Source organism: Mycobacterium zoologicum, assembly GCF_020181635.2.
Taxonomy (GTDB): Bacteria; Actinomycetota; Actinomycetes; order Mycobacteriales; family Mycobacteriaceae; genus Mycobacterium; species Mycobacterium zoologicum.
The window spans coordinates 217,802-230,431 of sequence record NZ_JAYJJS010000002.1 but is presented as its reverse complement, the minus strand read 5'-3'; the positions used below and the strand labels follow the sequence as shown (position 1 = coordinate 230,431).

The following is a 12,630-nucleotide window of genomic DNA, read 5'->3' as shown; positions in this document are numbered from 1 at the left end:
GTGCGCTGTGCGGCGATTATCGCGCCGAAATCGCAGGGGTCAGCTCCTCGGCCAGCACCGCCAGGGCCGCCGAACAGCCACCGTCGAACTTGATGGCCGCCAGCTCGTCGCCGCGGGTCGGACCGCGGTTGACGATCGCGATCGGGACCCCACGCGCCGCTGCGTGCCGGACGAACCGGTAGCCGGAGAACACGGTCAGCGAGGACCCGGCGACCAGCAGCGCCTCGGCGTCGTCGACCACTGAAAACGCCTGTTCGACACGGTCTTTGGGGACGTTCTCGCCGAAGTAGACGATGTCGGGTTTGAGCATCCCGCCGCACCGATAGCAATCCACGTAGCGGAACGACGCGGTATCGGCGACAACGGCGTCCGCGTCGGGTGCCACCGCGATACCGCCGAGGTCCTCGGCGCGCTCGATGAACCCCGGGTTGAGCTCCTCCAGCTGCTCGGCCAGAGTCATGCGGCTCATGGTGATCCCGCACCCCAGGCAGACCACCGTCGCGTAGCTGCCGTGCAGGTCCACGACCCGGTGACCGCCGGCCTTGGTGTGCAGCAGATCGACGTTCTGGGTGACGACCCCGGTCACCACGCCGGCGGCTTCCAGCGCGGCCAGCGCCCAGTGACCCGCGTTGGGCGCGGTGGCGGCCATGTGGCGCCAGCCCACGTGGTTGCGTGCCCAGTACCGCTGGCGGAAGACCGGGTCGCCGGTGAACTGGGCGATGGTCATCGGATTGCTCGGCGGGGAGTCCGGCCCGCGATAGTCGGGAATGCCGGAATCGGTGGAGATCCCAGCGCCGGTGAGTACCGCAATTCGACGGCCTGTCAACAGAGTCAGTAGGTCGCAGACCGTCGGCGTGATGTCGCCCATCCGGTCCAGCCTAAGCACCCCGCGGCAGCCGGCCACCAGCGCCGCGTCGTCGGCCGGTGGCACCCCGAAAGCTGCGTATGGACACATTCCAGGCGACAATGGCAGGCGATGGACTATTCAGGGGACTTCTACAGCGCCTACCGGCACGGGTTTGCGCGGGTCGCTGCCTGCACACACCGCGCCACGCTTGCCGACCCGGCCGCCAACGTCGAGTCGGTGCTGCAGCGGGCGCGCCAGTGCCACGACGACGGCGTGGCACTGGCCGTCTTCCCCGAGCTCACGCTGTCGGGCTACTCGCTCGATGACATCGTGGCGCAGGACACCCTGCTCGACGCGGTCCAGGCCGCGCTGCTCGACCTGGTCGCCGCGTCGCTGGAACTGCTACCGGTCCTGGTGGTGGGGGCGCCGCTGCGCTACGGCCACCGGGTGTACAACACCGCCGTCGTCGTTCATCGGGGCCGCATCCTCGGGGTGGTGCCCAAGTCGTACCCGCCCACCTACCGCGAGTTCTACGAGGGCCGCCAATTCGCCGCCGGTACCGGAGAACGCGGCCTGATCCGGCTGGCCGGGGATGAGGTGCCGTTCGGCTCGGACCTGTTGTTCGCCGCAACCGACCTGCCGGGCTTCGTGCTGCACGCCGAGATCTGCGAGGACATGTTCGTGCCGGTGCCGCCGAGTGCGCAGGCGGCGTTGGCCGGCGCGACTGTGCTCGCCAACCTCTCTGGCAGTCCCATCACCGTGGGCCGCGCCGAAGACCGGCGACTGCTGGCCCGCTCGGCGTCGGCGCGGTGTCTGGCCGCCTACGTCTATGCCGCTGCGGGAGAGGGGGAGTCGACCACCGATCTGGCCTGGGACGGCCAGACCATGATCTGGGAGAACGGCACGCTGCTCGATGACAGCGAACGGTTCCCCAACGGCCCCCGCCGATCGGTCGCCGACGTCGATCTCGGGCTGCTGCGCTCCGAGCGGCTCCGAATGGGCACCTTCGACGACAACCGTCGCCATCATCGGGATGCAACGGACGCGTTCCGGCGGGTGGAGTTCGTGCTCGACCCCCCGACCGGTGACATCGGACTGCGGCGGGTGGTCGAACGGTTCCCGTTCGTGCCATCCAATCCGCAACGGCTGCAACAGGACTGCTACGAGGCCTACAACATCCAGGTATCCGGCCTGGAGCAGCGGCTGCGCGCACTGCACTATCCCAAGGTGGTCCTGGGGGTGTCGGGCGGGCTGGACTCCACTCACGCGCTGATCGTCGCCGCGCGGGCTATGGACCGCGAGAACCGGCCGCGCAGTGACATTCTGGCGTTCACCATGCCCGGCTTCGCCACCGGTGAGCACACCAAGGCCAACGCCGCAGCGCTGAGCAAGGCCCTCGGTGTGACGTTCGCCGAACTCGACATCCGTGACAGCGCGAAGCTGATGCTCACCGAATTGGGGCACCCGTTTGCGCGCGGTGAAGCCGTCTACGACGTCACGTTCGAGAACGTCCAAGCCGGCCTGCGCACCGACTACCTGTTCCGGATCGCCAACCAGCACGGCGGCATCGTGCTGGGCACCGGCGATCTGTCGGAGCTGGCGCTGGGGTGGTCCACCTACGGGGTGGGCGATCAGATGTCGCACTACAACGTCAACGGCGGCGTACCCAAAACCCTGATCCAGCACCTGATCCGCTGGGTGATCAACTCCGGTGAGTTCGACGCCGACGTGTGTGCGGTGTTGGCCTCGGTGCTCAACACCGAGATCAGCCCGGAACTGGTGCCAGCAGGTGACGGCGAGGAGATTCAGCGCAGCGAGGACACCGTCGGCCCCTATTCGCTGCAGGACTTCGCGCTGTTCTCCGCGCTGCGCCATGGCTTCTCGCCGGCCAAGATCGCATTTTTGGCGTGGCACGCCTGGCATGACATCGACGCGGGTTCCTGGCCGCCGGGCTATCCTGCGGACAAGCGGCAGGCCTACGCGCTGGCCGAGATCCGCAAATGGCTGAAAGTATTTGCCCAACGGTTCTATTCGTTCAGCCAATTCAAGCGATCGGCACTGCCGAATGGGCCCAAGGTGTCCCACGGTGGTTCGCTGTCGCCGCGCGGCGACTGGCGGGCTCCGTCGGACATGTCGGCGCGGATCTGGCTCGACGAGATCGAGCGGGAGATACCGGACCAGTAAGGGAGTAGCAGTCACGATGGCCGACACTCGAGGACCTGCGGTGCCGCCCGCGTTGCGCAAGGCGATGGCACTGCTCAGCGATCCACCTTCCGTTCCCGATGTGAGCAACGGCTATCTTGACCTGCTGGGGGTTTCGGAAGGCGATGCGACGGAGCAGAACACCGGTGCGATCCAAAGGTTTTGGGCCTCGTCATTCGGGTCGATGTTCTACGACAACACCCAGGCGCTGGCCCGCCGGACGCTCGAAGCATGGCAGCACCGCACCGACTGGCTGAAGATTCCGGCCGGCGGCGTGGCCCTGGACGTCGGTTGCGGGCCCGGCAGTATCACCGCCTCGCTGGCGCAAGCCGTGGGCGCTGACGGGCTGGCGCTGGGCGTCGACGTCTCCGAGCCGATGCTGGCCCGCGCGGTCCGCATCCAGGCCGGTCCGCAGGCCGGTTTCCTGCGTGCCGACGCACAACGACTCCCGCTGCGCGACAACACTGTTGACGGGGTCATCTCGATAGCCGCGCTGCAGCTGATCCCCGACCTGGTGGCGGCGCTGGGCGAGATGGGGCGGGTGCTCAAGCCCGGGGGACGGCTGGTATTGATGGTGCCCACCGCCGGCTCGGCCTCCCGGCTGTGGCGGCTGCTGCCCAAGGCCGGGGCGCACGTGTTCGGCGACGACGAGATCGCCGATGCCCTCGAAGAGCACGAGTTCACCAGCGTGCGGACCAAGAACTTCACCACGATTCAGTGGGTGCGGGGCAAACGGGGCTGATATTAAAGATCGGTCCGTGACCACTCCCTTGGAGATCACCACGACCCAGAGCGGATGCGACCGTTCTTGTAGTAGTACTCCGCCCAGTACCCATTGGCATTGGGACGGTGGGTCTGTTCCGCCATCAGGCCGGGGACCAGGTTGTCGCACGCGATAAACCGGTTCTGTTTTCCTTCGTTGGCGAATAGCGCGCTCCAGCAGTTCTTCTGCGGATAGTTGGCGGCCTTGTTCATCTCGGCTCGACCGATTTTGATCCAGGCGTGCGGATCGCCATTGCGGTCCCAGCCGCCCTGAGCGGCGCTGGCCGGTGCGGCCAGTACAAGACTGGCTGTGACTGCGATCGCGGTTGTCGCCAGGGTTGGGATCAATGCCTTCTTCATTGGTTGCTACCGTTCCTTTCCGAATCGAGCCACTTGCATGCTGGTGCAAAACACCGTTGTGTACGCGTCTCCGACACTAAAACCAAAGCAGCAGTGACGAAATGGCTGGACAGTTGGACGGTAGCAGGATCGAAGTTGCCCGCATATCCTACGTTCGGCTGACATCAGTCGTCGGCGAAAGCTCCTGCCGTCCATCTTCGAACTCTCGGGCGAACGATCAGCCGACCCTTCGTTTTCCGGGTCAGATCACGGGATGTGGGACTTTTCCATTGCCGCACTGATGGCCTCGAGACTGGGCGCGCAGCCCCCGGCCCCGGGAACCAGGGTCGCCAGCGCCCCGGCGGTACACGCGGCACGCAGCGCATGCGCAACACCGTTGGGCCATTCGGCGGCCAGCACACCGGCGAACACGTCACCCGCGCCGGAGGTGTCGATGGCGTCGACCACCGCCGCCGGCACGTGCACGGTTCCGTCCGCTCCGGTGTAGCGCGCCCCGTTCGCGCCCAGCGTGACCACCCGGTGCGGCACCGGATGATCGAACTGCGCGGCTTCGGTCTCGTTGACCACCGCCACGTCGATCAGTCCGGCCAGCTCGGTCACGTCACCGCCGGACGGGGAGATATTGGCGATCACCGTCGCCCCGGCGGTGCGCGCGATCCGGGCGGCCGCGGCGGCCGTCGCGATCGGAATCTCCAACTGCAACAGCAGCACCTGGGCGCCGGCGATCGCGTCGCGTCCGGCGTCGAGGGCGACCGCACGGTTGGCCCCCGGCACCACCACGATGGTGTTCTGCCCAGCCGTGTCCACGGTGATCACGGCGGCACCACTGGGCCCGGGCACGGTCACCAACCCGGCCGTGTCGACACCGTTGTCTGTCAGGTGCCGACGCAGTAGCGCACCGGCGTCGTCGTCACCCACCGCACCCACGAAGCAGACCTGCGCACCGGCCCGGGCGGCCGCGACGGCCTGATTGCCGCCCTTGCCGCCGGGAACGGTGGCCGGTGCCGAACCCAGCACCGTCTCGCCCGGGGCGGGCAGCGCGGCGACGGTGAACACGGTGTCCAGGTTGAGGCTGCCCACCACACACACACCCGTCGCCACGGTCTCAGCTTCGCATTCACGACCGGGGGATGTGGCGAATCCCTTAGGGTGGGTAACCGTACCAACCGGGGAAGGGAGCCGCCGAGTGGACTCGGCACCGTCGGCAGGCGTGGAGAACATCGCGAACGATGCGGCTCGGCGCTGGCGACTGGGGTCGCGGCTCAGCATCCAAACCAAACTGATGCTGATCCTGCTGCTCACCAGCATCGCCTCGGTCGGGATCGTCGGCTTCGTCGAGTTCCAGTACGGTGCAGCCGAATTGCAGCGATCGGTGACCAGCAAGCTGGTTCAGGCCCGCGAGGCGCAGCGCCGGGCCGTGATCAACCTGTTCGCCGAGATGACCAACTCCCTGGTGATCTTGAGCGGCGGAGAGATGGCGGCCAACGCGGTCGAGGCATTCACCGCGGGCTTCGACGAACTGGCCCACGCCACAGTCACTCCCGATCAGCAGCGCGCGATCGAGGGCTACTACCGTGACAAGTTCGTCCAGTCGCTGGCCGAGCGGACCGGCGAGCGCGCGGATGTCGCCGCGCTGCTGCCGACATCGCCCGCACAGCGCTACCTCCAGGCCCGTTACACCGCCGGCTATACCGGGGCCTCGCCCAAGACCGAAGACACCGGCGACCACGGTGCCTGGTCGGCGGCGAACGCTCGGTTCAACAGCATGTTCTCCGAGATCGTCGCACGCAACGAGATCCTGGATGCGTTGCTGCTGGACACCCGGGGCAACGTGGTCTACACGGTGGCCAAGGGAGTGGATCTGGGCACCAACGTGTTGACCGGCCCGTACCGGGAATCCCCGCTGCGCGACGCCTACCGGAAGGTGCTGGCGTCCAACGCGGTCAACTTCGTCTGGATCACCGACTACCAGCCCTACCAACCCGCGTTGGACACCCCCACCGCATGGCTGGTGTCGCCCGTCGGCACCGGTGGCACGGTCGAGGGAGTGCTGGCCTTGCCGTTGCCTAGCGCGAAGGTCAACCGGGTCATGACCGCCAACCGCGACTGGAAGGCCGCCCAGGTCGGACGTACCACCGAGACCTACCTAGCCGGCGCGGACGACCTGATGCGCTCCGACTCGCGGTTGTTCCTGGAGGACCCCGAGCGTTATCGCCGGGAAGCGGTGGCGGCGGGCACGCCGACGGCGACCGTGGACAAAGCGCTGCGATTGGGCACCACCACCTTGGTGCAGCCGGTGGGGTCCCCGGCTCTGCGCGACGCGCAACGCGGACAGACCGACACGCTCAACACCGGCTACGACTACCTGGGTAACCGCGAGCTGGTCGCGTACGCGCCGCTGACCATCCCCAATTCGGAGCTGCAGTGGTCGATCTTGGCGACTCGGGACTACTCGGACGCCTACGCCGGTGTCACCTCGTTCAGCAGGCGAGTGGTGCTGGCCACCACCGGGGTCGTCGTGGCGATCTGTGTGCTGGCGATGCTGCTCGCCCGGTTCTTCCTGCAACCGATCCGTCGACTGCAGGTCGCCGCCCAACGGATCAGCGCCGGGGACTACAGCGCCGCGGTGCCGACCGGAACAGCCGACGAGATCGGCGATCTGACCAGAGCGTTCAACCAGATGAGCCACAGCCTGCGGACCAAAGAGGAACTGCTCAACGAGCAGCGCAGGCAGAACGACGAGCTGTTGTTGTCGCTGATGCCGGAGTCGGTGGTGCGGCGCTACCGCGGGGGCGAACAGGCAATCGCGGAGGAGCACCACAACGTCAGTGTCGTCTATGCCGAACTGCAGGGCATCGACCAACTGTCCGCCGAGGCATCCGCCAACGAGTTGGTGACGATCGTCGACGAGTTGGTGCGGCAATTCGATGCGGCGGCCGAAGGCATTGGGGTCGAACGGATTCGCACCATGTACAACGGCTATCTGGCCGGCTGCGGCCTGACCACCCCGCGGCTGGACGGCGTGCACCGGATCGTCGACTTCGCGTGCGAGATGCAGCGCATCGTCGAGAGGTTCAACGCCAAATCCGGACACAAACTCAATCTGTGGGCTGGTGTCAACACCGGCGAGGTCGTCAGCGGCCTGGTGGGCCGATCCGGAGTCACCTACGACCTGTGGGGATCGGCGGTCAATCTTGCTTACCAGTTGCGCAGGGGCACACCGCAAACCGGAATCTACGTCACCGGGGCGGTGCGAGACATGCTCGGCGCGGGGGAGGAGTTCAGCCTGGTCGGCACGGTGAGCCTGGGGGAGACCGAAGAACAGGCCTGGGCGATATCGGAGCCGTCGTGAACGTCTTCGGACAGTGGTTCTACTGGGCGATCGGCGTTGCGATCGGCTTTCCCGTCGGTCTGATCCTGCTCACCGAATGGCATGTCGCACTGGCTCGTCGGGACAGCTATCTGGCCCGGCCGGTGGCACTGGTGCGAAACTACCTGTTGCCGCTGGGCGCGCTGCTGGTGTTGCTGGCGCAGGTGGCCGGCGTACCGGGACAGGACCCGACGGTGCGGGTCATCTACACCCTGTTCGGCTTTGTGCTGTTGGTGTTGCTGCTGTCCGGGCTCAACGTCACCTTTTTCCAGAGCGCCCCGAAAGGTTCCTGGCGAAACCGGATTCCGACCATCTTCGTCGACGTCGCCCGATTCCTGCTGATCGGCGTCGGCCTTGCGCTGATCCTGTCGCACGTCTGGGGCGCCAAGATCGGCGGGCTGTTCACCGCGCTGGGCGTCACGTCGGTGGTGATCGGCCTGATGCTGCAGAACTCGGTCGGCCAGATCGTCTCCGGGCTGTTCATGTTGTTCGAGCAGCCGTTCCGGATCGGCGACTGGCTGTCCACCCCGACCGCCGACGGCCGGGTCGTCGAGGTGAACTGGCGGGCGGTGCACATCAGTACCGGCGCCGGCCTGCAGGTGACGCCGAACTCGGTGCTGGCCGGCACCTCGTTCACCAACGTCAGCCGTTCCGGTGGTGCGCATCGGGTGTCGATCACCACCACGTTCGCGGTCTTCGACCCACCGGACCGGGTGTGTGCGCTGCTGTCGCGGGTGGCCGCCGCGCTGCCGCAGCGGACCACCGGAGCGGCGCCCTGCCCGGTGGCGCTGGGCAGCGGCCAATACCGGACCAGCATCGCGCTCGACTCCCCGGATGACGACGGTCCGGCACACGCCACCTTCCTGCGGTGGCTCTGGTACGCCGCGCGGCGCGAGGGGCTGCACCTCGACGACTGCGACGACGAGTTCTCCACACCGGAGCGGGTGGCCGAGGCGCTGCGGACGGTGGTGGCGCCCGCACTGCGGCTGACCGACGCCGATCAGCAGGCCGTGGCGCCCTACGCCGGACTGGTCCGATACGGCGCCGACGAGATCCTGGAGAAAGCCGGTCAGGTGCCGACCGCGATGATCTTTCTGACCGAGGGCAGTGTCCGGCTCACAGCCCGGGACCCGGCGGTGCCGGACACCACGTTGCGCCACGGCGCCTTTCTGGGGGTCACCACACTGACCCGACAGGCTAGCCAGTTCGACGCCTGCGCACTGGAAGAGGTCACCGCGGTGGTGATCGACCGCGAACACATCGAGGACCTGGTGATGGCCAAGCCGCTGCTGCTGCAGGAGCTGGGCCGGGTCATCGATCAGCGGCGTCACACCGTGTCCGCCTGACCTCGGGCCACGGCCGGCGCGCCCTCGAGCAGGGGCCGTTTTACCTGATCGGGCGTTCGCCGATACGCTGGCACGATGAGCGTGCCTGTGCTTCCCGACCTGCGCCAAGAGGTCCACGACGCCGCCCGCCGCGCCCGGGTCGCCTCCCGCGCGCTGACGTCGCTGTCCACCGCGGCCAAGAACAACGTGCTCAACGCCGCCGCCGATGCGCTGCTGGCCCACACCGACGACATTCTGGCGGCCAACGCCGAGGACCTCGCGGTGGCGCGGGCGGCCGGCACCCCAGAGGCGATGCTGGACCGGCTGGCCCTGAACCCCGAGCGGGTCGAGGGGATCGCCGCCGGGCTGCGCCAGGTGGCGGGGCTACCGGACCCAGTGGGTGAGGTGCTGCGCGGCTACACCCTGCCCAACGGCTTGTTGCTGCGCCAGCAGCGCGTCCCGCTCGGCGTGGTGGGCATGGTCTACGAGGGCCGTCCCAACGTCACGGTGGACGCGTTCGGTCTGACGCTCAAGTCGGGCAACGCGGCGCTGCTGCGCGGCAGCGCGTCCGCCGCGCACTCCAACCGGGCTCTGGTCGAGGTGCTGCGCGCCGCCCTGGAGGCCGAGGATCTGCCTGCCGATGCCGTGCAGCTGCTCTCGGCGGTCGACCGGTCCACCGTCACGCACCTGATCCAGGCCCGCGGCCTGGTCGACGTGGTGATTCCGCGTGGCGGCGCCGGACTGATCGAGGCGGTGGTGCGTGACGCGCTGGTGCCGACCATCGAGACCGGCGTGGGCAACTGCCACGTCTACGTCCACGAGGCCGCCGACCTCGCCGTCGCCGAAGAGATCCTGCTGAACTCCAAGACCCGCCGGCCCAGCGTCTGTAACTCCGCCGAGACCCTGCTGGTCGACGCCGCGATCGCCGAGAAGGCGTTGCCGCGGCTGGTGGATGCGTTGACCGCTGCCGGGGTCACCGTGCACGGCAATGCCGCGGACGCCGCTGCCGAGGACCACCTGCGCCGCGAATACCTGACGTTGGACATCGCCTGCGCGGTGGTCGACGGGCTGGAGGGCGCCATCGACCACATCAACGAGTACGGCACCGGTCACACCGAGGCCATCGTCACCACCAATATGGCCGCGGCCCAGCGGTTCAGCGAACAGGTCGACGCCGCCGCGGTCATGGTCAACGCATCGACGGCGTTCACCGACGGTGAGCAGTTCGGCTTCGGCGCCGAGATCGGCATCTCCACCCAGAAACTGCATGCCCGTGGTCCGATGGGACTGCCGGAGCTGACGTCGACCAAATGGATCGTGTGGGGTGACGGCCACACCCGCCCGGCCTAAGGAGTCATAGCCGATATGGAAAACCCCGCCGTTCCCGCCACTCCGGCCCGCCAGGCGCCGCTGTTCGCCGACATCGACGATGTCGCCCGACGGCTCGCCGAGACCGGCTACCTGGCCGACACCGCCACCACCACCGCGGTGTTCCTGGCAGACCGGTTGGGCAAACCCCTGCTGGTGGAGGGGCCGGCCGGTGTCGGCAAGACCGAACTGGCCCGCGCGGTGGCCGCCGCCACCGACTCGGGCCTGGTGCGGCTGCAGTGCTACGAAGGCGTCGACGAGGCCCGTGCGCTTTACGAGTGGAACCACGCCAAGCAGATCCTGCGAATCCAATCCGGCCAGGGATCCGGCGACTGGGACGCCACCAAGATGGACGTGTTCGCCGAAGAGTTCCTGCTGTCGCGGCCGTTGCTGACCGCGATCCGGCGCACCGAGCCGACGGTGCTGCTGATCGACGAGACCGACAAGGCCGACATCGAGATCGAGGGCCTGCTGCTGGAGGTGCTCTCCGACTTCGCCGTCACCGTCCCCGAATTGGGCACCATCACCGCGACGCGGAAGCCGTTCACGCTGTTGACCTCCAACGCCACCCGGGAACTGTCCGAGGCGCTCAAACGGCGCTGCCTGTTCCTGCACATCGACTTCCCCGACCCCGACCTGGAACGCCGCATCCTGCTGTCCCGGGTACCCGAGCTGCCCGAGCATCTTGCCGCCGAACTGGTGCGGATAATCGGCGTGCTGCGCGGGATGCAGCTCAAGAAGCTGCCGTCGGTGGCCGAGACCATCGACTGGGGCAGAACGATTCTGGCGCTGGGACTGGACACCATCGACGACGCCACCGTGGCCGCCACGCTCGGGGTGGTGCTCAAGCACCAGTCCGACCAGGTGCGCGCAACCGGAGAACTGCGGCTGAACTGATGGTTCGACGAATCCGCCCGCAGCAACCCCTTGCCCCGCACGGCATTCCGGGGCATCTGGTCGGGTTCGTCGAAGCACTTCGCGGGCAGGGTATCTCGGTGGGACCATCGGAGACCGTCGACGCCGGCCGGGTGATGGCCGTGCTCGGGCTGGGCGAGCGCGAGGTGCTGCGGGAGGGCCTGGCGTGCGCGGTGCTGCGCCGGCCGGATCACCGCGACACCTACGACGCGATGTTCGACCTGTGGTTCCCCGCCGCGCTGGGCGAACGTACCGTGATCGCATCCGATGACCCGGACGCCCCCGAGGACGCACCGCTGCCCGAGGACGCCGAGGCGATGCGGCAGATGCTGGCCGATCTGCTGACGGCCAATCCCGACCTCGCCGACGCCGACCCGCGACTGTCGGCGATGATCGCGGCGATCGTCGGCAACTTCGGGCAGTACCGCTCCAGCCGGGGCCCGTCCTACTCGGCCTATCAGGCGCTCAAGGCGCTGGCGCTCGACGAGCTGGAGGCAAAGCTGCTGGCCGGGCTGCTGGCGCCCTACGGCGACGAACCCAGCCCCAGCCAGGAGCAGATCGCCAAGGCGATGGCCGCGCAGCGGATCACCCAGCTGCGCAAGCTGGTCGATGCCGAGACCAAGCGGCGCACCGCCGAACAGCTGGGCCGCGACCACGTGCAGATGTACGGCATCCCGCAGCTGAGCGAGAACGTCGAGTTCCTGCGAGCCTCCGGTGAGCAGCTGCGCGAGATGCGCCGGGTGGTGGCGCCGCTGGCCCGCACCCTGGCGAGCCGGCTGGCGGCCCGTCGCCGGCGCTCCCGGGCCGGCGCCATCGACCTGCGCAAGACGCTGCGAAAGTCGATGTCCACCGGGGGCGTGCCGATCGACGTGGTGCTGCGCAAACCGCGACCGGCCCGCCCGGAGCTGGTGGTGCTGTGTGACGTTTCCGGATCGGTCGCCGGATTCAGCCACTTCACGCTGCTGCTGGTACACGCACTGCGCCAACAGTTCTCACGAGTCCGCGTTTTCGCGTTCATCGACACCACCGACGAGGTGACACACCTGTTCGGGCCGGAGGCGGATCTGGCGGTGGCGATCCAGCGGATCACCCGGGAGTCCGGGGTGTACACCCGCGACGGTCACTCCGACTACGGCAATGCCTTCGTCTCGTTCGCCGAGAAGTACCCGAGCGTGGTCTCGCCGCGCAGCGCACTGCTGGTGCTCGGTGACGGCCGGACCAACTACCGGGACCCGGGAATCACGGCGCTGACGCATCTGGTGAGCGCCAGCCGGCACGCGCACTGGCTGAACCCCGAAGCCCAACACCTGTGGGGCAGTGGGGATTCGGCCGTACCGCGCTACCAGGACGTCATCCCGGTGCATGAATGCCGTTCGGCCAAGCAGCTGGCCGGGGTGATCGACGCCCTGCTACCGGTCTGAGCTCGCTTCGCCGCCGGTCGCCGCCCGGGAACCCCGTTTCTGCTGGTCCAGTAAGCTGGC

The 12,630-nt window shown here is 68.0% G+C and carries 10 protein-coding genes; 7 read left to right on the top strand and 3 right to left on the bottom strand.

The features are described from left to right. Nucleotides 1–16: 16 nt before the first annotated feature. Entirely contained in the window at nucleotides 17–868 is an 852-nt protein-coding gene (locus K6T84_RS02605) for an NAD-dependent protein deacetylase (RefSeq protein WP_225401992.1), read from the bottom strand. Between the two features lie 108 nt (nucleotides 869–976). Between K6T84_RS02605 and K6T84_RS02600 the strand changes: the two genes are divergently transcribed. Together K6T84_RS02600 and K6T84_RS02595 are read left to right on the top strand one after the other, a co-directional pair. Beyond that, nucleotides 977–3,031: an NAD(+) synthase gene (locus tag K6T84_RS02600; RefSeq protein ID WP_225401751.1), complete on the top strand. Its 2,055-nt coding sequence runs from the start codon at nucleotides 977–979 to the stop codon at nucleotides 3,029–3,031. A 16-nt stretch (nucleotides 3,032–3,047) separates the two neighbouring features. Continuing rightward, the gene (locus K6T84_RS02595) at nucleotides 3,048–3,791 is read left to right on the top strand and encodes a class I SAM-dependent methyltransferase (protein ID WP_225401752.1); all 744 of its coding nucleotides are present in this window, start codon (nucleotides 3,048–3,050) and stop codon (nucleotides 3,789–3,791) included. 35 nt (nucleotides 3,792–3,826) lie between these two features. On the opposite strand, the gene K6T84_RS02590 is transcribed toward K6T84_RS02595, so the two are convergent. Continuing rightward, nucleotides 3,827–4,171, bottom strand: a complete 345-nt coding sequence (locus K6T84_RS02590) for a hypothetical protein (RefSeq protein WP_225401753.1) — start codon at nucleotides 4,169–4,171, stop codon at nucleotides 3,827–3,829. Between the two features lie 246 nt (nucleotides 4,172–4,417). Beyond that, nucleotides 4,418–5,272: a ribokinase gene (locus tag K6T84_RS02585; protein WP_225401754.1), complete on the bottom strand. Its 855-nt coding sequence runs from the start codon at nucleotides 5,270–5,272 to the stop codon at nucleotides 4,418–4,420. 85 nt (nucleotides 5,273–5,357) lie between these two features. On the opposite strand from K6T84_RS02585, the gene K6T84_RS02580 reads away from it, so the two are divergent. The 5 genes from K6T84_RS02580 to K6T84_RS02560 all read left to right on the top strand — a co-directional run bounded on the left by K6T84_RS02580 (nucleotide 5,358) and on the right by K6T84_RS02560 (nucleotide 12,570). Next, nucleotides 5,358–7,523, top strand: a complete 2,166-nt coding sequence (locus K6T84_RS02580) for an adenylate/guanylate cyclase domain-containing protein (RefSeq protein WP_224865191.1) — start codon at nucleotides 5,358–5,360, stop codon at nucleotides 7,521–7,523. Then, the gene (locus tag K6T84_RS02575; RefSeq protein WP_224865192.1) at nucleotides 7,520–8,887 is read left to right on the top strand and encodes a mechanosensitive ion channel domain-containing protein; all 1,368 of its coding nucleotides are present in this window, start codon (nucleotides 7,520–7,522) and stop codon (nucleotides 8,885–8,887) included. The genes K6T84_RS02580 and K6T84_RS02575 overlap by 4 nt, the downstream gene beginning before the upstream one ends. A 75-nt stretch (nucleotides 8,888–8,962) precedes the next feature. Then, nucleotides 8,963–10,216, top strand: a complete 1,254-nt coding sequence (locus K6T84_RS02570) for a glutamate-5-semialdehyde dehydrogenase (protein ID WP_225401755.1) — start codon at nucleotides 8,963–8,965, stop codon at nucleotides 10,214–10,216. A gap of 15 nt (nucleotides 10,217–10,231) precedes the next feature. Beyond that, entirely contained in the window at nucleotides 10,232–11,131 is a 900-nt protein-coding gene (locus K6T84_RS02565) for an AAA family ATPase (protein ID WP_225401756.1), read from the top strand. Continuing rightward, nucleotides 11,128–12,570 (top strand): vWA domain-containing protein, encoded by a 1,443-nt coding sequence (locus tag K6T84_RS02560; protein ID WP_224865732.1) that lies wholly within the window; start codon nucleotides 11,128–11,130, stop codon nucleotides 12,568–12,570. Before K6T84_RS02565 ends, K6T84_RS02560 begins: the two co-directional genes overlap by 4 nt. Nucleotides 12,571–12,630: the final 60 nt, after the last annotated feature.